The 20,366-nt window shown below is 72.2% G+C and carries 15 protein-coding genes; 5 read left to right on the plus strand and 10 right to left on the minus strand.

Annotation, left to right across the window (positions count from 1 at the left end; genetic code table 11):
- Positions 1-43: 43 nt before the first annotated feature.
- The 3 genes from WME75_RS29045 to WME75_RS29055 all read right to left on the minus strand — a co-directional run bounded on the left by WME75_RS29045 (position 44) and on the right by WME75_RS29055 (position 3,715).
- Positions 44-1,144: a sugar ABC transporter permease gene (locus WME75_RS29045; protein ID WP_437477755.1), complete on the minus strand. Its 1,101-nt coding sequence runs from the start codon at positions 1,142-1,144 to the stop codon at positions 44-46.
- Positions 1,141-2,664 carry a sugar ABC transporter ATP-binding protein gene (locus WME75_RS29050; protein ID WP_437477757.1) on the minus strand — a complete coding sequence of 508 codons (1,524 nt, stop codon included), beginning with the start codon at positions 2,662-2,664 and terminating at the stop codon, positions 1,141-1,143. Before WME75_RS29050 ends, WME75_RS29045 begins: the two co-directional genes overlap by 4 nt.
- Positions 2,665-2,881: 217 nt before the next feature.
- A complete protein-coding gene (locus WME75_RS29055; RefSeq protein WP_437477760.1) occupies positions 2,882-3,715 on the minus strand; it encodes a hypothetical protein in 834 nt (277 codons plus the stop codon).
- 356 nt (positions 3,716-4,071) lie between these two features.
- On the opposite strand from WME75_RS29055, the gene WME75_RS29060 reads away from it, so the two are divergent.
- Both WME75_RS29060 and WME75_RS29065 read left to right on the plus strand, forming a co-directional pair.
- Positions 4,072-4,809: a hypothetical protein gene (locus WME75_RS29060; protein ID WP_437477763.1), complete on the plus strand. Its 738-nt coding sequence runs from the start codon at positions 4,072-4,074 to the stop codon at positions 4,807-4,809.
- A 2-nt stretch (positions 4,810-4,811) separates the two neighbouring features.
- Positions 4,812-5,981, plus strand: coding sequence for a zinc-dependent alcohol dehydrogenase (locus WME75_RS29065; RefSeq protein WP_437477766.1), 1,170 nt, complete (start codon positions 4,812-4,814; stop codon positions 5,979-5,981).
- Positions 5,982-6,153: 172 nt separating this feature from the next.
- On the opposite strand, the gene WME75_RS29070 is transcribed toward WME75_RS29065, so the two are convergent.
- Entirely contained in the window at positions 6,154-6,807 is a 654-nt protein-coding gene (locus tag WME75_RS29070; protein ID WP_437477768.1) for a DUF4142 domain-containing protein, read from the minus strand.
- A 444-nt stretch (positions 6,808-7,251) separates the two neighbouring features.
- On the opposite strand from WME75_RS29070, the gene WME75_RS29075 reads away from it, so the two are divergent.
- Complete coding sequence (locus tag WME75_RS29075) at positions 7,252-9,588, plus strand: DNA polymerase II (protein ID WP_437477771.1); 2,337 nt, start codon at positions 7,252-7,254, stop codon at positions 9,586-9,588.
- A gap of 46 nt (positions 9,589-9,634) precedes the next feature.
- Here the strand turns inward: WME75_RS29075 and pgm are convergent, their stop codons facing one another.
- A complete protein-coding gene (pgm, locus tag WME75_RS29080) occupies positions 9,635-11,281 on the minus strand; it encodes a phosphoglucomutase (alpha-D-glucose-1,6-bisphosphate-dependent) (RefSeq protein WP_437477774.1) in 1,647 nt (548 codons plus the stop codon).
- A gap of 197 nt (positions 11,282-11,478) precedes the next feature.
- Here pgm and WME75_RS29085 point away from each other — a divergent pair, with 197 nt between their 5' ends.
- Entirely contained in the window at positions 11,479-12,519 is a 1,041-nt protein-coding gene (locus WME75_RS29085) for an alpha/beta hydrolase fold domain-containing protein (RefSeq protein ID WP_437477777.1), read from the plus strand.
- A 70-nt stretch (positions 12,520-12,589) separates the two neighbouring features.
- On the opposite strand, the gene WME75_RS29090 is transcribed toward WME75_RS29085, so the two are convergent.
- The 5 genes from WME75_RS29090 to WME75_RS29110 form a co-directional block, all read right to left on the minus strand.
- Entirely contained in the window at positions 12,590-13,492 is a 903-nt protein-coding gene (locus WME75_RS29090; protein WP_437477779.1) for a hypothetical protein, read from the minus strand.
- A gap of 133 nt (positions 13,493-13,625) precedes the next feature.
- The gene (locus WME75_RS29095; RefSeq protein WP_437477782.1) at positions 13,626-14,807 is read right to left on the minus strand and encodes an oxygenase MpaB family protein; all 1,182 of its coding nucleotides are present in this window, start codon (positions 14,805-14,807) and stop codon (positions 13,626-13,628) included.
- A gap of 286 nt (positions 14,808-15,093) precedes the next feature.
- A complete protein-coding gene (locus WME75_RS29100; protein WP_437477785.1) occupies positions 15,094-15,768 on the minus strand; it encodes an STAS domain-containing protein in 675 nt (224 codons plus the stop codon).
- A gap of 398 nt (positions 15,769-16,166) precedes the next feature.
- Positions 16,167-18,146: an SUMF1/EgtB/PvdO family nonheme iron enzyme gene (locus tag WME75_RS29105; RefSeq protein WP_437477788.1), complete on the minus strand. Its 1,980-nt coding sequence runs from the start codon at positions 18,144-18,146 to the stop codon at positions 16,167-16,169.
- Positions 18,147-18,293: 147 nt separating this feature from the next.
- Positions 18,294-19,571, minus strand: a complete 1,278-nt coding sequence (locus WME75_RS29110; protein WP_437477791.1) for a patatin-like phospholipase family protein — start codon at positions 19,569-19,571, stop codon at positions 18,294-18,296.
- A 103-nt stretch (positions 19,572-19,674) separates the two neighbouring features.
- Between WME75_RS29110 and plsY the strand changes: the two genes are divergently transcribed.
- The gene (plsY, locus tag WME75_RS29115) at positions 19,675-20,346 is read left to right on the plus strand and encodes a glycerol-3-phosphate 1-O-acyltransferase PlsY (RefSeq protein ID WP_437477794.1); all 672 of its coding nucleotides are present in this window, start codon (positions 19,675-19,677) and stop codon (positions 20,344-20,346) included.
- Positions 20,347-20,366: the final 20 nt, after the last annotated feature.

Genomic DNA, 20,366 nt, shown 5'->3' on the forward strand with positions numbered 1-20,366 from the left:
AAACGTCGAGATGGGCCCGTATCCGAAGCGGGTGAGCCGCCGCTCAGTGGGAGCGGGATTTGCGGCTGGCCATGTCGATGCCGACGGCGAGGATGAGGATCACGCCCTTGATGATCGGCTGCCAGAAGCTCTCGGTGTTCATCAGGCTCATGCCGTTGTCGAGCGAGGCCATGACGAGCGCGCCGAGCAGCGCGCCCCAGATGGTGCCCTGCCCGCCGAGGAGCGACGTGCCGCCGATCACGGCGGCCGCGATGGCGTCGAGCTCCATCATCCGGCCGGCGTCCGAGGTCGCCGAGCCGACCCGGGCGGTGAGCACGATGCCCGCGATGGCCGCCATCACGCCCATCAGCGTGAACACCGCGATGAGGTGACGATCGATGTTGATGCCGGAGTAAAAGGCCGCCTCGCGGTTGCCGCCGATCGCGTAGAGGTGCCGCCCGAACGTCGTGTGCCTCGCCAGCACCGTGAACGCGGCCGCGAGCAGGATGACGACCAGCACGGGGAACGGGACCCCCTGGTAGGAGTTCATCAGCGCGGCGAACGCGAGGGTGAACGCGGTGAGCCCGAGCCACGGGAGGCGCGCCGAGCCGGTCGCGCGCACCGCCTTGTACAGCAGCACGACGGAGAGGAGGCCCGCGCCCGCCCAGCCGAGCGCGTGCGGCACGTACGCCTGGCCGACGAACAGGTAGGGCCGCGCCGGCGACACGGAGACGCCCCCGGTGGTGCCGAGCATGGCGCCCTGGAAAATGAGCATCCCGCCGAGCGTGACGATGAAGGGAGGGATGCGCAGCCGCGCCACGAGCGTCCCCTGCACGAAGCCAAGGAACGCCCCGAGGGCGAGCGGCAGGAGGAAGGCCGCCGGCAGCGGCCAGTCGAGGTTCACGTAGATGATCGCCGACGTGGCGCCGAGCAGGCCGGCCAGGGCGCCCACCGAGAGGTCGATCTGCCCCGCGACGATGACCATCACCATGCCGATGGCCAGGATCGAGGTCACCGACATCTGCCGCGCGAGCAGCGTCAGGTTGCGCGACGTCACGAACGTGCCGTCGGTCGTGATCGAGAAGGCGACCCAGATCGCGATGAGCGAGCCCACCATCGAGAGGGCGCGCCAGGGGATACGCACGCGAAGCTTCGCCTCGCTCATTCCGTCACCTTCCTCGTTGCTGCAGCCATCACGCGCTCGGCGGTGGCGTCCTTCCGGTCGAGGCAGGCGGTCGCCCTGCCCTGGGTGAGCACCAGCACGCGGTGGCTCATGCCGAGCAGCTCCGGCAGATCGGAGGAGACGAGCACCACGGCGAGCCCGTCCGAAGCGAGCTTGTGAATCAGCTGGTAGATCTCCGCCTTCGCCCCGACGTCGATGCCCCGGGTCGGCTCGTCGAGCAGGAGCACGCGCGGCCCCGTCATCAGCCACTTGCCGATGACGATCTTCTGCTGGTTGCCGCCCGAGAGCTGGTTCGCGAGCGCGAGCGGCCCCGGCGCCTTGGTCCTGAGCGCCCTCATCTGCTCGACCGCCGTGGCCTCCCGCGCGGTGTGATCGAGGAAGAGCCCCTTCACGAACCGGCGCAGGGTCGCGAGCGTGATGTTGTCGAGGAGGGTCGCCTCGAGCACGAGGCCGTAGCGCTTGCGATCCTCGCTGACGAGCGCGATGCCCGCGTCGATGGCCCGGGCGGGCGCCGTGAACGGCGGCGAGGCGGGCCCTCCGCAGACCGAGATCGCGCCGGTGACGCGGCTCTGGGCCGCGCCGAAGATCGTCGAGACGAGCGCGGTGCGCCCGGCGCCCATGAGGCCGCCGACGCCCAGCACCTCGCCGGCGCGCACCTCGAAGCTCACGTCGCGCAGCACGAACCGCCCGGGGTGCCCCGCGTCCTCGACCGACCAGCGCTCGACCGAGAGCGCGACAGGACCCTCCGGCGGCGGCGGGCAGGGATAGAGGTTCGTCACCTCGCGCCCGACCATGAACGAGATGACCTTGTCCGGCGAGAGCTCGGTCCGCGTCTGCGTCGTGATCGATTTGCCGTCCCGGAGGACGGTGATGCGATCGGCGATCTCGAAGACCTCCTCGAGACGGTGGCTGATGTAGATGCAGGAGACGCCGCGGGCGCGCAGGTCGCGCAGCAGGCCGAGCAGCGTCCTCACGCCGGAGTCGGTGAGCGCCGCCGTGGGCTCGTCGAGGACGAGGATCTTCGCGTCCTTGAGCAGCGACTTCGCGATCTCGACCATCTGCTGCTGGCCGATGCCAAGGTCCTTGATCGGGCGCTCGGGGTCGACGTCGAGCCCCACGCGCGCGAGCGCCTGCCGCGCCACCGCCCGCACCGCGTCCCAGTCGATGAGCCCTCCCCGGACGGGCTCGCGCCCGAGCACCAGGTTCTCGGCCACGGTGAGGTCGGGGACGAGCGCGAGCTCCTGCGCGATGAGCGCGATCCGGTGCTCCTCGGCGTCGCGCATGCTGCTGAACTCCACGACGCGGCCGTTCAAGCGGATCTCGCCGCCGTACGTGCCGGCCGGGTAGTAGCCGCACAGGGTCTTGATGAGGGTGCTCTTGCCCGCGCCGTTCTCGCCGCAGAGGGCGTGAATCTCGCCCTCCTGGAGGTCGAACGAGACGCCGTCGAGGGCTTTCACGCCCGGGAACTGCTTCGTTATCGATGCGAGCTCGAGGAGAGGCATTGTCCTGGACGCAGGTGCGGAAGCGCGGCCATGTTTGCCCGGGACACGCCCGAGATGCAAGCACTTATTTCCGGCGGCGCACGGGCGGCGCATGGGCGAGCTGCGCGGGCAGTCGTCGCCGTCGCCGTCGCCCGGGCCAGCTGGGAGCGCAAGACGTGCAGAATGAATGACGGCCCGCGGCGCGCCGGCCCCTGGGGAGAGGCCGGCGCGAGGGCGCTCAGTTGTAGAAGCCGAGGTCGTCGATGTAGAGGTCGAACGAGGCCGCGTCGGTGATCTGGAACTGGATGGAGTAGAGCTTCGCCGCGTCGATCTGCTCGGTGCCCGCCGGATCGCCCCAGCCGCCCTGCTTCATGTCGGCGAAAGGAATGGTGAACTGCTGCCACTCCTCGGTGACGGCGAGGTCCTTTTTCCACGGGTCGCACTGGTCGGAGCAGGCACCGCCGACCGGGTCCGTGCCCGGGTCCGAGATCAGGACGACCGCGCCCGTGCCGGAGCCCGGACCGACCTTGGCCCAGAACGTGATTCCGGCGTACGTCGAGGCGTCATATTCGGTCTTGGCCCCCTCCGCGCTGCTCAGATCGAAGCCGAACCCGATGCCCCAGTCCTCGAAGCCCGTGCCCCAGGAGCGCGCCGCGTGCGCGCTCTGCCCGCGCGCCGGATCGAGCTCCGCCATGGTGAAAGGCGTCTCCCCGGTCCCGTCCGGATCGGGCGGAGGATTCTGCGTGGCCCCCTCCGTCCCGTCATTGAAGGTGTACCAGTAGCCGACCCGACCCCCCGCGGGCAGGAGGGCGTTGTCGCCGTCCTCCATGTCATCGATCATCTCGATCGTCTGGGGGCCGCCGCCCGTGCCCGTCGTCGCCGAGCTGCTCGCGGCCGTCGTGCTCGAGGTGGTGGGCTCCGTGGTCCCCGTCGTCGCCGTGGTCGACGGGTCCACGGTGCCCGAGGTGGTGCTGCCCGCGCCGCCCGCGCCGCCCGCGCCCCCGGAGCCGCCGCCGCCGCCGTCGTCGCCGCACGCCGCGAACGCCGCCACGGCCAGCCCGGCGATCGCCAAGTTAAATCCGCGCAGAAAAACTCTAGTCTTCATACGTTCGAGTCTCCGTAATCCGCCCAATGCCAATCAGGAGTCGCCTTAAGCCGGACATCATGTGAGTTAAGGAGCGTCCTGGCGCGCCGAGTATTGCCCGGAATTTCAGGCACCGCAACCTTCTTCTCTCCACGCTGCAATCCGTCTTTCTCGCGTACGCCGCGAAAGGGAGCGCTCGCGCGGAGCTCCTTGCTGGGGCCGCTCGCAACGGCGGTGGAGTGTTCGGAGCATCGTTGCGACGTGAGCGGCTGGATCATCGCGAGTGGCCGCCTGCTTGCAACGCGCCTTCGCGGGCTCTCTGGACGAGGATCGAGGGGGGAAAGATGGCAAAAAAGAAGGCTGTCCTGCGAGCGCGCGCCGCGGCGCAACGGGCGGAGCAGAGCGCGGACCGGGAGCGGAGCGCGAGCGAGGGCGCGCCCCCGCCGGAGCAGGAGAGGGCCTCGCCGGGAGCGCAGGTGTTCGCCGCAGGGCCGGGCGCGCCGTGCGCGCCGCTGCCGCGAAGGAGGGGAATCGCGAGGCGGCTCTGGAGCCGCGTGGAGACGGCGGCATACCGCGCCTTCGAGCGGATCTCCGGGCTTTCCGAGGAGCGGCCGGCGCTCGGGGTCGAGATGGCGGCGCCGGTGCTGCGGGCGCTCGGGGCGCACGCGCCGCGGATCGCGAGCAGCGTCACGGTGAGCCGGGCGCGCGCGGCGGTGCTGTGCGCGCTGTACGACGCGGAGGGCGTGCGGCGCTACCTGCAGCGGGTCGCGCGCGTGGAGAGGGGCGTGGCCGAGGGGACCTCGACGATCTGGACGTCCGGCATGGAAGGCCGGGAGCGCGGGAGGACAGGGCTCGTGTCGCTCGCCGAGGCGCCGGGAGCGCGGGGCACGGAGATCCGGGTGGTCCTGCCCGGCGCGCGGCCGAGGGGGCGGCTCGCCCGCGCGGCCGGCGCGCTGCTCGCGGAGGTCCCGAGGCGGCGGCTGCGGGGCGATCTGCGGCGGTTGAGGCAATGGATCGAGATCGGAGAGATCCCGACGACGGTGGGGCAGCCGTCCGGCCGAACAGGCCGTGAAAGGATGTGATCATGCGAGCGATCTGCTGGAACGGGGTGAATGACGTCGTCGTCGAGTCGGTGCCGGAGCCGAGGCTCCTCGGCCCGCACGACGCCATCGTCCGCGTCTCGCTGTCGTCGGTCTGCGGCTCGGATCTGCACCTGCTCCACGGGTACGTCCCGACGATGAAGGAGGGAGACATCCTCGGGCACGAGTTCCTCGGCGAGGTCGTGGAGACCGGCGCCGAGGTGAAGCGGGTGCAGCGGGGCGATCGGGTGGTCGTGGCGTCCATCATCGGGTGCGGGCGGTGCGCGTATTGCCAGAGCGAGCTGTGGTCGCTCTGCGAGAACTCGAACTCTCACCACGTGGTGGCGGACCGGGTGTTCGGGGACACGACGGCCGCGATCTTCGGCTACTCGCACGCCTTCGGGGGGGTCGCGGGGAGCCACGCCGAGTACGTGCGCGTGCCGTTCGCGGATCACGGCGCGTTCAAGGTGCCCGACGGGGTGCGGGACGAGAGCGCCCTGTTCGCCTCCGACGCGCTCTCGACGGGCTACATGGCGGCCGAGCTCTGCGACATCCGCCCGGGCCAGGTCGTGGCCGTGTGGGGGTGCGGCGGCGTCGGTCAGATGGCGATCAAGAGCGCCTATCTCCTCGGCGCCGAGCGCGTGATCGCGATCGACAGGGTCCCGGACCGCCTGGCGATGGCGAAGGCGCACGGGGGCGCCGAGGTCCTGAGCTACGCCGAGGTCGACGTGCAGGAGGCGCTCCGCGAGATGACGGGCGGGCGCGGCCCCGACGCCTGCATCGACGCGGTCGGCATGGAGGCCGACGGCACGGGCCTGCAGTACGCGTACGACCGGGTGAAGCAGACGTTCCGGCTGCAGAACGACCGCCCGCTCGTGGTGCGCGAGGCGATGCTGGCCTGCCGCAAGGGCGGCACGGTGTCGATCGTGGGCGTCTATTCCGGGTTCGCCGACAAGATCCCGCTCGGCGCGCTCATGAACAAGGCGCTGATCGTCAGGACCGGACAGCAGCACGGACAGCGGTACATCCCGAGGCTGCTCGAGCTCATGCAGCGCGGCGACCTCGATCCGTCGTACCTCGTGACGCACCGGATGTGCCTGGACGACGGGCCGCGCGGATACCGGCTGTTCGACGAGCGCGCCGAAGGGTGCATGCGCGCGGTGTTCGCCCCCTGACGCCGGGCCACGGAGGGAGCGGTCTTCACGGGACGATGGTTGATCCCGGGAGGACGGGAACCGCGAGAGAGAGGTTGAACCGCCAGGGCGCCCGGGACGTCAAGAGAGAGATATATCTCTCTCTCGAGAGCTCCTGGCGTCCTGGCGGTGTCGCGCTGGAAAGAGCGGGGAGCTAGCGACCCTGCTCTGACGGCGTGCCCTGCCGCTTCTCCAGCGTCGCCAGGATCGTCTGCGCATGCTCCAGGTGGCTCGCCACCTCATCACGAATGCGCTGGAGCTCCTCCTTCAGGGCCGGCGCTTCCGCCTTCGGGAGGAGCTGCTCGTCCAGCATCCGCAGGGCGTAGCGGTGCGTCATCACCTGGGTGGCCATGAACACCTGGTCGAATTTCTTGGCCGGCTGTTTGCGGAGGTAATTCGCGAAGACCGGCGAGTGCCCGACGAGCATCGCGCTCACCCGCGTCGGCTGCACCTCGATCCTGAGACTCCGGAGAAGCGCGCTCAGACGGCGCTCCGTCTGGGTGTGGGACTCGAGCATCTCCCTGGCGAAATCCTTGACCTCGCGCGACCGCGCCTGCTTGCGGGCGATCGTCGCCAGGGTGATCTCGATCTGGTTGCTGGCCGAGATGATCCCGGCGATGGCGCCGTCCGACACCTGGGCCTGCGCGCGCTGCGGCCTCTGCTGCTGCGGCCGCTGCTGCTGCTGGGAGATCTGCGCACCTTGCTGAGCGTAACCTCCCCGCCCGGTCGCGTGCGCGGAGCTGGCGATGACGCTCGCGGCGAGCGCGGCGATCACCGCGACGCGATGCTTGAAATGATGACGCATCATGGTCAATTCCCTTCCTTGATTTCCACGGCGCGCTTCACGGACCCATCCATGGACGCCCGCGGTTCACGACGTCCCAAACATCAAGCAAGCGGCGGACCCGCTCTCGACGGAATCGGCGCGACCGCGCTGCTCACCTCGAGACGCGCAGGGCGGGCGATCGCCGCGCACCCGGCGAGCGCTCGTCGCCGCGTCTCAGGCCTTCACGGCGAAGAGGGAGTCTTCGCCGTCCTCCATGCGAGAGAGATCGCCTCCGCGAAAGGCGTCCTCTCCGGCGGAGGCCGGCTCCCTCGGCCCTCGCGCTCCTCCGGGAAATCCCGGGCGCGGGGGGCGAGAGGGGCTTGCGGGGGGGCCGCCCCGGTGGTCAAGTGCGGCGTGGCGCGGAGCGGTCCCGGGCCGTCCGCGCGCCGGCGACGAGCTCGCACGGAGGCCTCCGCGCACCCGCACATGCCTGACCGCGGCTTCATCCTCACGCCCACAACCCGGGTCGTCGCCGGTTGCCCGGAAATCCATCTGTACGCGGTGATGGAGGACGGCACCCCGGCGCTCGTCATCGAGGACCGGTTCAGGCCTTACTTCTTCGTGCGCGAGAGCGACGCGGACATCGCGCGGCGGCTCGCGGGCAACCGCGTCTCCCCGGAGGCGCTCGAGACGCTCGACGGCGAGCCGGTCCTGCGCATCGACGCCGCGCACCCGCGGGACGTCGCGGCGCTGCGCGACAGGCTGGCCGAGGCCGGGGCCGACGCCCTCGAGGCGGACGTGCGCTTCGCCTACCGCTTCCTCATCGATCGCGGCGTCCGCGGGGCGTTCGCGGTGTCCGGGCCGTTCGAGCTCCGCCCGGGCGTCGGGCGCGTGTACCGCAACCCCGAGCTCGTCCCCGCGACCTTCGTGCCGGCGCTGCGCGTGCTGTCGCTCGACATCGAGACGAGCCTCGACGGCGAGCACCTCTTCTCAATCGGCCTCGCGGGGGCGGGCGGCGAGCGCTGCCTCCTCGTCCGCGACGAGCCCGTGCCCGGCGGCCTGCCCGCCTACGTCGAGCGCTTTCCCGACGAGCGGTCGCTCCTCGAGCGGTTCCTCGCGTATGTCGCGAAGGCGGATCCCGACGTCCTCACCGGCTGGAACATCCCCGACTTCGATCTGCCCGCCCTCCAGCGCTACTGCCGCCGCGCCGGGCTCTCGTGCGCGCTCGGGCGAGGCGCTGACGAGATCGCGATCCTGCGCGATCCGGGCTTCTCGCGCGAGGCGCGCGCCATCCTCCCGGGGCGCGTGGTGCTCGACGGCCTCGCGCTCGTCCGCAGCGCCTTCATGCGCCTCGACGATTACCGCCTCGAGACCGCCGCGCAGACGATCCTCGGGCGCGGCAAGCTGTTCGGGTCCGAGGACCGGGGCGCCCAGATCGAGGCGTCGTACCGTGACGACCCGGCCCGCCTCGCGGCCTACAACCTCGAGGACGCCCGCCTCGTCCGGGATCTGCTGGAGAAGACCGGGCTGATCGAGCTCTCGGTGCGGAGGAGCCTGCTCACGGGCATGCAGCTCGACCGCGTGGGCGCGCAGATCGCCGCGATCGACTCGCTGTACCTGCCCGCGCTCCGCGCCCGCGGCAAGGTGGCGCCGTCGGTGTCGAGGGAGGCGCCGGACGAGGAGGTCGAGATCGCCGGCGGCCTCGTGCTCGAGCCGCTCCCGGGGCTGTACCGCAACATCGTTGTGTACGATTACAAGAGCCTCTATCCGAGCCTCATTCGCACCTTCAACATCGATCCGCTGACGTTCGTGGCCGGGGACGGCGCGCCGCCCGAGGCGCTCATCGTGACGCCGGGCGGGGCGGCGTTCCGGCGCGGCGAGCCGGGCATCCTCCCCGAGCTCGTGGCGCGGCTCTGGGACGAGCGGGCGGATGCGCGGCGGGCGGGCGATGAGCGGGGCGCGATGGCGATCAAGATCCTCATGAACTCGCTCTTCGGCGTGCTCGGCTCCCCGGCGTCGCGCCTGTTCTCTCCGGCCGTCGCGAACGCCATCACGGGCGCTGGCCAGCACGTCATCCGGCTGACGGCCGAGGCGGTGCGGAAGGCCGGACACCGGGTCCTCTATGGCGACACCGACTCGCTCTTCGTCGATCTCGGCGAGCCGGACACCGCGCGCGCCGCCGCCCGCGCCGAGGAGCTCCGCGACGCCGTCTCGGGGTCGGTCGCCGCCGAGATCGGGAGGACCTTCGGGTGCGAGAGCCGGCTGGAGCTCGAGTTCGAGAAGGTCTATGCGCGCTTCCTCCTGCCCGAGCTGCGCGGCGCCGCGCAGGGCAGCAAGAAGCGGTATGCGGGCCTCGTCGCCGGCGAGGGCGGCGGCAAGCTCGAGATCGTCGGGCTCGAGGCGGTCCGGCGGGACGCGAGCGCCGTGGCGCGGCGCTTCCAGCGGGAGCTGCTCGATCTCGTGTTCCACGATCGCCCTGTCGAGGGCTTCGTGCGGGCCTTCGTGACGGAGCTGCGCGCGGGGCGGTTCGACGCGGAGCTCGTGTACAAGAAGGCGCTGCGCAAGCCGCTCGGCGCCTACACGAAGACGACGCCGCCGCACGTGAAGGCGGCCCGCAAGCTGAGCGGGGACGTGGGGCGGATCGTGGCTTACGTGATCACGCGCGCGGGCCCCGAGCCGGCGGGCCAGACGACCGCGCCGCCGGACTACGACCATTACGTGTCGCAGCAGCTCAAGCCGATCGCGGACTCGGTGCTGCGGTGGCTGGGCGGGCCCGATTTCGACGCGATGACCGGCGCGCGGCGGCAGCTGTCGCTCTTCTGACCCGGCGATCCGGCGCCGCGTCCTCACGGCGCCGCCGCGCCCGGGCTCACGTGACCGACAGGGCGTCGGCGACCATCGCGCGCGCCTCGTCGAGCACGCGATCGAGGTGCGCCTGGTCCTTGAAGCTCTCGGCGTAGATCTTGTAGACGTCCTCGGTGCCCGAGGGCCGCGCGGCGAACCAGCCGTTCTCGGCGACGACCTTGAGCCCGCCGATCTCGCCTCCGTTGCCGGGCGCGCGCGTGAGCTTCGCGGTGATCGGCTCGCCCGCGAGGGAGGTGGCGCGGACCGCGTCGGGAGAGAGCTTCTTGAGCACGCTCTTCTGGCTCGGCGTGGCGGGCGCATCGATGCGGGTGTAGAGCGGCGCGCCGAAGCGCTCGGTCAGGTCGCGGTAGTGCTCGGCGGGGTCGCGGCCGGTGCGCGCGAGGATCTCGGCGGCGAGCAGGTCGAGAAGGATGCCGTCCTTGTCCGTCGACCACACCTGCCCGTTGCGCCGCAGGAACGAGGCCCCCGCGCTCTCCTCGCCGCCGAAGCCCAGCGAGCCGTCGAGCAGCCCGTCGACGAACCACTTGAAGCCGACCGGCACCTCGCGCAGCGGGCGGCCGAGGTGCTTCGCCACCCGGTCGATCATGCTGCTCGAGACGAGCGTCTTGCCCACGGCCGCGTCAGGCCGCCAGTGCGGGCGGTTCTGGTACAGATAGGAGATCGCCACGGCGAGGTAGTGATTCGGGTTCATCAGCCCGGCGCTGCGCGTGACGATGCCGTGGCGATCCGAGTCGGCGTCGTTGCCGAACGCGAGATCGTAGTCGTCCTTGAGCGCGATGAGGTTCGCCATCGCGTGCGGCGACGAGCAGTCCATGCGGATCTTGCCGTCGTGATCGAGGGGCATGAAGCTGAAGGTGGGGTCGATGGCCTGGTTCACCACGGTCAGATCCAGCCCGAATTTCTCGGCGATCGGCGCCCAGTACGCGATGTTCGCGCCGCCGAGCGGGTCGACGCCGAGGCGCAGCTTGGCGCCGCGCACGGCCTCGAGATCCACGACGTTGCCGAGATCGGCGACGTAGGAGCCGATGTAATCGTACGGGTGGGTCGTCGACGCGTGCAGCGCGGTCTCGTAGGGGATGCGCTTCACGCCCGCGTTGCCGGCGCGGAGCAGCTCGTTGGCGCGGTCCTCGATCCAGCCGGTGACGGCGGTGTCGGCGGGCCCTCCGTTGGGCGGGTTGTACTTGATGCCGCCGTCGTCGGGCGGGTTGTGCGAGGGCGTGATCACCACGCCGTCGGCGAGCCCCGAGGTGCGCCCGCGGTTCTGGGTGAGGATCGCGTGCGAGATGACCGGCGTCGGCGTGACGCCGTTGTGCTCGGCGAAGAGGACGTCGACGCCGTTGGCCGCGAAGACCTCGATGACGGAGCGCTGCGCCGGCTCCGAGAGCGCGTGCGTGTCCATGCCGAGGTAGAGCGATCCCGTCGTGCCCTGCTTCGCGCGGTAGTCGCAGATGCCCTGGGCGATCGCGAGGACGTGGGCCTCGTTGAAGCTGCGCCGCGCGGCCGAGCCGCGGTGACCGGAGGTGCCGAAGGCGACGCGCTGCTGCGGGTCGCTCGGGTCGGGGACCTCGCTGTAGTACTGCGCGCGCAGCTTGTCCGGATCGATCAGCACATCGGGCGGGGCTTTACGGCCCGCGAGGGGGTGGAGCGGCATGAGCCTCCGCATAGCCGAGCGCGCGGGACGAGCAAAGCCTTCCGCGCGGCGCCGCGGCCGCTCCGCCTTTCGGCGCACCGGACGCCGCGGCGCGCGACGCCGCGCGAGCGCGCCACGGGCCGAGCGCGCGGCGCGCCGGGAAGCCTCCTTTCCTGCTGCTCTGCGTGCTGCGTCCCGGTATCCTCGTCGGGTCGCGCATGCGGAGCGATCGAGACCTCAAGGCGCATCGGCGCGCCCGCACGATCGCTGTCGCGGCGGTGCTCCTCGCCGGGCTCTCTGGCTGCGCCGGCGCGCAGGCCACCGCCGGCGCCCCGGAGCCGCGGGCAGCCGCCTCGGCCTCGCCGCGCCCGATCGCCGTGGTCGTCGAGCGCGGCGTCGAGTACACCCGCGCTGGCGGCGAGGCGTTGCTGGCCGACGTCCTCCGGCCTGATCGCCCGAGCGCGGCCCGCCTGCCGGCCGTCGTGTACATCCACGGCGGGAGCTGGAGGCGGGGCACGCGCGAGCAGGGCCACGAGCTCCTCCCGCAGCTCGTCGCGACGGGCCGCTACGTCGGGCTCACGATCGAGTACCGCTTCACTCCGGCCTTCTCGTGGCCCGCGCAGCTCCACGACGCCAGGGCCGCCGTCCGCTGGGCGCGCGCCGCCGCAGGCCGCTACGGTATCGATCCGGAGCGCATCGCCGTCTGGGGGGAGTCTGCCGGCGGTCAGATCGCGAGCATGCTCGGCACGACGGACGGCGATGCTGCGATTGAGGGAGACTTGCCGTCTCCGCAGGATCCCCGGCCGCCCGCGAGGCCCCTGTCGAGCCGTGTCCAGGCCGTCGTCAACTTCTGCGGGCCGACGGACATGGAGGCCTTCTTCGCCTCGGCCAGCACCCCCGAGGAGATCGCCGAGATGCATGGCCGGCTCGATCCGCTCTTCAACGGCCCTCCGCCGGAGCGCGCGGACCTCGTGCGCTCGGCCTCCGCGATCCACCATGTCGACGCGCGGGATCCCCCGTTCCTGTTGATGCACGGCACGCGCGACGAGGTGGTTCCGTACCGCCTCTCGGAGGCGATGCACAGGGCGCTCCTGCGCGCGGGCGCGCCGAGCGTGCTCGTCCCTGTCGCAGCATGGGGGCACGGCTTCCGTGGCGCCGAGATCGACCGGCGCGTGCTGGCGTTCCTCGACAGGCACCTCTGGAGCGCGCCCATCGTCGTCTCCAGCGAGCCGGTGCGCGCCGAGCGCACGCCCGACTGACGGCCCATGGTGCCCGGCGACGAGCCGCTCAGGCGGTGAGCCAGCCCGCGGCGGGCTCAGGACCTGCGGTTCACAGCGGACGCTGCGCCGCGAGCGACTCGAGCCACGCCGCGCACGCGCCGTCCTCGGCGGGCGGCTGCGCGCCCTTCAGGAGATACCACGCCTCCCGGTGCTGCGCGCGGGCGCCCGGCTCCACGCGCTGCAGCGGGCCGAGCGACTCCACCTCGAGCATGTCCTGGTTCGTGAAGGCCTCGAAATTGACCCCCATGTCCGGGTAGGTCGCGCCCTCGACGAACGGGAACCGCTTCAGGAACACGTTCCCGTGGTTCGCGTACGCCGCGTAGCCCTGGCTCACGAGCATACCCACCTTCTGCGGGGCCTCGCCGGCGACCTGCCGCAGGCGGAGCACGCGCTTGCCCCAGGTCCACCGGGGATCGGTCATGTCGACGTACGGCCACAGCACGAGCGGCCGCGCCGGCAAGAGGCGGTCGGGGTGCGGGAAGAACGGCGCGTGAGGGAACAGGCACTCACCGCCGCCCGCCATCACGGTGAGCGACCAGGGCGTGAGCTCGACGGCATAGGCGCCGTGGTTCTCGATCGCATGATCGAGGACGAACCGGCCCGCCGCGGCGTCCGCCGTGATGCGGATCTCCTTCTGCATCCCGTACCTGTCCGGCGCGGGGCGAAACACGTGCGCGCCGTTCTCCTCCCGATACTCCACCGGATCGTTGTCGGGCTGCAGCGTCCGCTGCTCGTCCTCCGGGCCGATCCAGAGCCGGTGGCCACCGTAGAACCTGTACCTGGTCCCGCCCGTCGCGCCCTGATCTTCGGGGATCTCGGACAGCTCGTTCGGACCGCCGATGACGCCGTACCGGATGATCCGCGGGCCGATGTCGAGCGTGACGACGAGCTCCGTGTCGCCACAGACGAGGCGCGCGGCGCGCTTCCAACCGCCGTAGGGGATGATCTCCATGAGGGAGCTCTCGTACCGCAGAACCCGAGCGCGGTTCAACCCCGACAGCCGGGCGAGCTCTTGGCGCGGGGCCTCCGGAAGGCCCGCACGCGGCGCGCTCGGAGCCCGCGCGGCCCCGCAGCGGTTCGCCCGCTCAGGGCCGGTCGCCGGCGAAGCGCTCCGGTGGGGCGAAGTCGGCCGGACGGCCGCCGAGGCCGACCGCGATGGCGCGCTCCCAGTAGCGGCCGCCGAGGCCGAGCGCGAAATCCTGCAGCGACGGCAGCGCGTGCGCGCGGCTCGAGGCGGCGGCGACGGCGCGGAGCAGCGGCACGGCGAGGAGCGAGCTCTGCCGCGGCACCGCGAGCCGCTCGGCGAGCTCCTCGCCCAGGACGGCGCGGGATACGCAGCAGAAGATGGCCATGATCCGCTCGGCGCGCCGGCGCTCGCCGTCGCTCCGCGCGCTGCGGATGCTGTGGGTGACCAGCGCGTCGACGAGCAGGCGCGAGTCGTTGTCCGGCGCGCCCTGCGTGGCGAAGATCATCTCGGCCAGGCGCCTCGCCCCGGCGCACGACCCCGGGATGAGCTCCGGCTCGACGCCGATGACGTAGGCCACGTAGCGCCAGAGATGGACGAGATCCTCTTTCTGGTCGGGCGGGATGTGGTAGCCGAGCTTGTCGAAGCCGTCGAGCACCGCGACCGAGAAGAGCAGCGCTGTCGCGACCATGTCGTGCTGGTTGATCGGCTCGCCCCAGAGCGATGTCTGCCACCTGCCGCTCGCGCGGATGAGGCGCCGCACCTGGGCGTGCATGATGCGCACCTTCACGGTGATCGCGAAGCCCTCGCCGGCGCGGCGCATGCCGTTCGCCTGGCTCACGGCGTAAACGAACCGGCTCGTCTCGCCGAGGCGACGCCCGGCCTGCTCACGGAGCCTCCCCGAGAAGACGAGCGGCTTGTTCCCTCCGGGCGAGGCGTACCCGAGGAGGAGCGCCTGCATCGCGAGCAGGACCCCCCCGAGCACGCCGGTGCGCAGGAACGCCGTCCCGCCGCGGTTCACCGCCTCCCAGTCCACCCAGAGGGGCACGTGGTCGACCGCCGCGAAGAGCGCCCGCAGCTCGGCCGGGGCGTCTCTGGCGACGTGGTCGACGCCGCGCGCGAGGGCGGCCTCGAGGAGGCCAAAGCCCTGGCCCGAGGGCATCGACGCGAACGCCTCCACGACGGCGTCGGCCGCCGGATCGACGCGGAGCAGGAAGGGGGCGAGGCGATCGAGCTGGTCGCCGAAGCGACGGCGGGCATCTGCGGTGTCCTGGAACCGAGCAGGGATCGTCGCGTTCTTCATGCGGTGATACCGAATCCCTTGGCACACCGACGGCGTTCCGCAAAGGCGAGCCCGTACGGCCGGCGCCGCCTTCCGGCGAGCACTTCCCTGGAGCCGTGAGCGGCGATGGGGCGCCAGCCCGGGCGCTGCCCCAAGCGTCGCGGGTCGCCCAGCTCGGTAGTCGACATCCTGCGTGGCGGGAGAGCGCCATCCCCCTCGTGAGGTGAAGTGGAGAGGTGAATTCCACGACCGCGCGGTCAGCGCAGCGCGCTCTTGGGGTCTCCTCCGCCGTGAGGCTCTGCCGCGCTCAGGTCTCCGTCCGGCGCGGCGCCTCGATCTGCCCGGTGCCGCGGCGGATCACCTCGGAGATGTCGTACGCCTTGCGCTGCGCCAGGCAGAACCTGAGGCCCTCCCGCAGGCTGCGCATCGGGTTCAGCTCATCGAACGAGACGCCGAGGGCGACGAGCGTCGCTGCGACGTGACCGCCCAGCCCGGTGAGGACGCAGCGCGCGCCGAGGAGCTGCACCGCCTGGGCGAGCTTGACGAGGTGCAGGGCGGTCATCGAGTCGATGACCGTGACGCCGGTGAGGTCGAGGATCACCCACTCGACGTCGCTGTCGTCCGCCACGCGGGCGAGGAGCCGCTCGGTCACCTCGACGGCCCGCACCGAGTCGAAGAGCCCGACGAGCGGGAGCGTGAGGATGCCGTGCCAGATGTCGATGATCGGCACCGAGAGCTCCCGGATGGCGCTGTCCTGGCGCTGGATGGTCTCCAGTTGGCTCTCGAGCTCCCGCTTGGAGGCAGCGAGCGCGGTGAGCGCCAGCGCGCTCTGCTGCGCCGTCGTGGAGAGCTCGGAGAGAAAGACCCTCAGCGCCTCCTCGACCACCCCGAAGGCGTCCTGCTCGACAGCCTCGATCTGCTTCAAGGCGAGCTCGATCTCTCCCGTCGACGCGAGCGCGACCGCGTCGATGACGCGTTGCATCCGACGCTCCTCGAAAGAGATCATGTTCTCGGATTCTTGCATGGGCTCCTGTGCGCTCAGCAGGGGTTGACCGGGAGGCCTCGCTGCTCCTTCGCGGTGTCGAGGCGCGGTGTCGCCCTGAGCGGCGGCCGGCGCGCCCGGACGCGCGCGTGGCGGCCTGACCGCGTGCACCAGGCCACACAACTACACCTGTTTAGATATCCTACCTGACGGCCCGCCTTGGAATCTGCTTTCGACCCAGGACAGACAAATAGCCCATCCTCGTCACGGCTGGAAGGAACCTGCTCGTGGGATCGGCCGAGCCGCGGCTCGCCTCCGTGGATCGGCCCACGAACGGGCGAGCTCATCGTTCTTCGAGCGCTCCTCGGAGGCGGGCGGACAAGGGGGGTGGCTCGCGCTCAATCGACCGTGCGAGCGCAGCGGAACCCGGTCGAGACGTCGCCCGCCTCGCGGTCGTACGCGAGGCGGAAGGTCGACTTCGCGTTGCTCGCCGAGAAGTCCCACGATCCGCCGCGGAGCACGCCCTTGCTGCCGGTCGCCGGCACGCGGGGATCGGTCTGGGCGCCCTTCGTATAGACGCCTGGATCCCAGCCGTCGGCCACCCACTCCCAGACGTTGCCCGCCATGTCGAGCGCGCCCGACGGGCTCGCCCCGGCCTGCGCCGAGCCGACCTCCTGGGTGCCTTTGCCGCGCGCGCCGCAGCCGTGTCCCGAAGATCGCGACACGATCGCGTGCGCGCACCCCGGCGGCTCGTTGCCCCACGGGTACTCGCGGCCGTCGGCGCCGCGCGCGGCGTACTCCCATTCGGCCTCGGTCGGGAGCCGCTTGCCGACGAAGGCGCAGTACGCGGCCGCCTGCGCCTGATCGACGCACGAGATCGGGTGCTGCGGCTTCGCGGGATCCCCCGCGGTGCAGAGCGCGCCGCGCTGCTCGACGTCCGCGTCGGTCGCGCGGGGGCCGTGCAGGCCGCTCGGCGTGCACCGGCCCGCCTCGACGCAGCGCTTGTAGGCGGCGACCGTGACCTCGGTGCGATCGAGGTCGAACGCGCGGGTCAGCGTCACCTCGTGGGGCGGCCGCTCGGATTTGCCGCCCTTTGCGCTGCCCATCGTGAACCGACCCGCGAGCACCCGGACCATGTCCGGCGGCGGCGCCTTCACCGGCGGCGCGGCCAGGCCGCCGCGCGCGCGCGCCGGCGGCGCGTCGTCGGGGGCGCGGTGCTGGAAGAACGCGACGGCGCCCGCGCCGGCAGCGGCGGCCAGCGCGGCCGCCGAGACGACCGCGGGCAGCGGGCCGCGCCGCCGAGCGGCCCCGGCGGCCGCGGGCGCGGCGGGCGGTGATCCCGGAGGCGGCGGCCCCGGCGGCGCCGCGCTCGCGGTGAGGCCGCGCATCGTGGTAACGGGCGGGGCGGGCGGCGCGCCTGCGGGAGGGGGCAGCGCTGCGGGCGCGGACGTCGCGGCCATCGCGGCCTCGAGCGCTCCCCAGAGCTCGCCCGCCGTGCGGTAGCGCCCGCGCGGCTCGACGGCGAGCGCGCGGCGCACCACCGCCTCGACGGCGTCGGGCGCGCTCACGCCCGCGCCGCGCAGGCTCGGGCGGAACGCCGGATCGGTCGCGGCGATGTAGAGCTGCGTGACGTCGCTCCCGAGGAGGGCGCGGTTGCCCGACGCGACCTCGATGAGCACCAGGGCGAGCGCGAAGACATCGGTCCACGGCCCCGTCGCGCCGAAGCGGTGGTGGAACTGCTCCGGCGCGCCGTAGTGGACCGTGAAGGCCCGGAGCGCGCTCCCCGTCTCGGCCATCGCCTGCGTCATGCTCGACAGCTCGCTGAGCACCTTGGCGATGCCGAAGTCGAGGACCTTCATCGTGCGCCGGCCGCCGATGTCGGCGAGGAACAGGTTCGCCGGCTTGATGTCGCGGTGGGCGACGCCCTGCGTGTGCGCGACCTCGAGCGCGTGCGCCGCGGGCGCGAGCAGGGCAACCGCCTCGGCGAGCGGGCGCGCCGCCTCGCCGCGGGCGCGCCGCGCGGCGATGTCGTGGTCGAGCGGCGCGCCGTCGAGCCACTCGAGCACGAGGTACGGCGTCCACTCGCCCGACGGCGAGACAGCGGCGCCCGTGTCGAGGGCCTGCACGATGCCGGCGCTCGCCCGGGAGAGGCGGTGGAGGAGCCGGCCCTCGTTGAGGAGCATCCGCTGGAACGCCTCGCGCTCGGCCGGAGCCAGCGCCCCGAGCTGCTTCAGGCACTTGACCGCCACCGGCTCGTCGAACCCGAGGTGGTGGCCGCGGTAGACGACCCCGAATCCGCCCTCGCCGACGACGGCGTCGAGCCGGTATTTGCCGCCGATCGTCGCGCCCACCCAGCCGAAGGGATCCGAAGGTGCCATCGCCCGGCGCGAGTCTACACCGGGCGCCGCGGCCGCGCGGAAATCGCGCCGTGCTCGGGTGTGGAGAGCCCGGATGTCGTCATTGCGTCTCAGGGCTCGAGAGGGTCCGGAGGCGATCCGGAGGAGGCCTGTGTCCCCGAGCCCCCCTCAGCGCGCCCGCGCCTCGAACCCGCCCGGGCTCAGCGCCCGCTCGAAGAACGCGCACAGCTCGTCGTGCCGCGCCCGCGCATCCGCGCGGCCTATCTCGATGAGCCGCCCGGCGAACTCCCCGTCGAACAGCAGGTACGACAGGAAGTCGGCCTCGCGCTGCTCGTCCCCGTCGGCGAGGCGCCGCATCACGCGGCCGAGCACGCTCGTGGTCCGCGCGCGGAACGCCGGCGAGCGCACGAAATCCGCCGCCAGGCTGCCGATGTTCTTGGAGCAGCGGATGAGCAGCGACCGCATCGGCCGGAGCGTGCGCCCCGGCGGGAGCCCGAGCTCGTCGTTCAGCTCGTCGATGAAGCCCTCGCCATAGCGGCGCCGCCCCGCCTCGAGGATGCCGTTGATGCTCTCCAGGCGCGCCAGATCGTTGTCGATCCGGTCGAGCATCAGCGCGTTCAGCGTCTTCCCGAGCAGGAAGAGCGGCCCGGGGAAGCCCGGCGCGTCGCGCTCGGTCGCCGCCGAGGCCGGCTCGATGTACCGCGGATTGACGACGATCACGCCGTCGGCCCCGAGGCGCCGCGCCGGCGACAGCGGGACGTTCTGGCGCAGCCCGCCGTCGCAGTAGAGCTCGCCGTCGATGCTCACCGGGCGGAACAGGATGGGGAGCGCGGACGAGGCGAGCGCGTGCTCGGCGCGGATCGCGGTCGCGCGCGGGGAGATCGTCGGATCGTGGCTCCAGGGCGGCAGACCGGGCTCGCGGCGGTGGACGAAGACCACGGTGCGGCCGCTCTTGACCAGCGTCGTCGAGACGGTCACCGCCGACAGGAGCCCTCGCTCGAGGTGGCCGTCGATCCGCTCGAAGGGGATGGCCTCCGCGATCTGCCGCTCGAGGCCCGACGTGTCGAGGAGCGCCGCGTGGCCGCCGCTCGAGGGCGCGCTCGCGGCGCCGCCACGGAGCAGGTCGTGCCCGACCGCGAGCACGCCGCGCACGTCGAGGCGCACGAGATCGTCGATGCGCAGGCGCGTCCACACCGCGGCGAGCCGCCGCGCGCGGCTCCGCGCCTCGTCCGCGAACGCGGCGAGCCCGCAGACGTTGATGGCGCCGACCGAGGTGCCGCACAGGATGTCGAGCGGCGCCTCGCGGCCGAGGTCGCGCGAGACCTCCTCGAGGATGTGCTGCACGATGCCGACCTCGTAAGCGCCGCGGGCAGCGCCGCCGGCCAGGACGAGCGCGATCTTGGGGGCGCGGCCATTCCGGGTCGAAGCGGGCGAGAGGGCGACCATGCTCTCAGAGTACCATGATCGCCAGCGCGACACCGACCCTGAAAAGCGCGCCGCGCGCGGCTTCATGCTACATCCGCCGTGCGCTCGGACACGGAGGCGCTCGATGACAGCAATCTACCTCGTCCTTGCCTACCTCCTCGGAGCGATCCCGACAGGCTACCTCTTTGCGCGGTTCGTCAAAGGGATCGACATCCGCACGGTGGGTTCAGGGAACATCGGCGCCACGAACGTCCTGCGCGCGTTCGGCTGGAGACCCGGCCTGGCCGTCATGGCCGCGGACGTGGCGAAGGGCGCGCTCGCCGCCGGTCCCCTTGCGTCGTGGCTCGCCGCCGCGCCGGGCGGGTGGGTCGCCGCGCCGGGCGGGTGGGTCGCGGCGGCGGGCGGCCTCACCGCGGTGCTGGGCCACGACTACACGGTCTTCCTCGGGATGAGGGGCGGCAAGGGCGTCGCCACGTCCTGCGGTGCGCTGCTCGTGCTGGCGCCGCGCTCCACGCTCGCCACCCTCGCCGTCTTCGCGGTCGTCGTGGGGGCGACCCGCAGGGTCTCGGCGGGCTCCCTCGCCGGCGCGCTCGTCCTGCCGGCGTTCCTCTGGCTCCTCGGCGAGCGGGACGCCCCGGTCCTCTGCCTCTCGCTCCTCCTCTGCGCGTTCATCTGGCTGAAGCACACCCCGAACATCCGGCGGCTCATCGCGGGGACCGAGAGCACGATCTCCTTCGGGAAGCGGACCGACGGCGGCGCGAGCGCCGGGGCGCCGCGCGACGACGAGCGGCGCTGACGCCGCAGGCCGGCCGGGGC

It is taken from the genome of Sorangium sp. So ce1014, assembly GCF_051521505.1.
Taxonomy (GTDB): domain Bacteria; phylum Myxococcota_A; class Polyangia; order Polyangiales; family Polyangiaceae; genus Sorangium.

Coding starts and splice junctions, on each gene's coding strand:
- WME75_RS29070 (WP_437477768.1), bottom strand. CDS start 6,807: ATGATGCGTCATCATTTCAAGCATCGCGTCGCGGTGATCGCCGCGCTC.
- WME75_RS29045 (WP_437477755.1), bottom strand. CDS start 1,144: ATGAGCGAGGCGAAGCTTCGCGTGCGTATCCCCTGGCGCGCCCTCTCG.
- WME75_RS29100 (WP_437477785.1), bottom strand. CDS start 15,768: ATGCAACGCGTCATCGACGCGGTCGCGCTCGCGTCGACGGGAGAGATC.
- WME75_RS29105 (WP_437477788.1), bottom strand. CDS start 18,146: ATGGCACCTTCGGATCCCTTCGGCTGGGTGGGCGCGACGATCGGCGGC.
- WME75_RS29050 (WP_437477757.1), bottom strand. CDS start 2,664: ATGCCTCTCCTCGAGCTCGCATCGATAACGAAGCAGTTCCCGGGCGTG.
- WME75_RS29095 (WP_437477782.1), bottom strand. CDS start 14,807: ATGAAGAACGCGACGATCCCTGCTCGGTTCCAGGACACCGCAGATGCC.
- WME75_RS29110 (WP_437477791.1), bottom strand. CDS start 19,571: ATGGTCGCCCTCTCGCCCGCTTCGACCCGGAATGGCCGCGCCCCCAAG.
- pgm (WP_437477774.1), bottom strand. CDS start 11,281: ATGCCGCTCCACCCCCTCGCGGGCCGTAAAGCCCCGCCCGATGTGCTG.
- WME75_RS29075 (WP_437477771.1), top strand. CDS start 7,252: ATGCCTGACCGCGGCTTCATCCTCACGCCCACAACCCGGGTCGTCGCC.
- WME75_RS29090 (WP_437477779.1), bottom strand. CDS start 13,492: ATGGAGATCATCCCCTACGGCGGTTGGAAGCGCGCCGCGCGCCTCGTC.
- WME75_RS29085 (WP_437477777.1), top strand. CDS start 11,479: ATGCGGAGCGATCGAGACCTCAAGGCGCATCGGCGCGCCCGCACGATC.
- WME75_RS29065 (WP_437477766.1), top strand. CDS start 4,812: ATGCGAGCGATCTGCTGGAACGGGGTGAATGACGTCGTCGTCGAGTCG.
- plsY (WP_437477794.1), top strand. CDS start 19,675: ATGACAGCAATCTACCTCGTCCTTGCCTACCTCCTCGGAGCGATCCCG.
- WME75_RS29060 (WP_437477763.1), top strand. CDS start 4,072: ATGGCAAAAAAGAAGGCTGTCCTGCGAGCGCGCGCCGCGGCGCAACGG.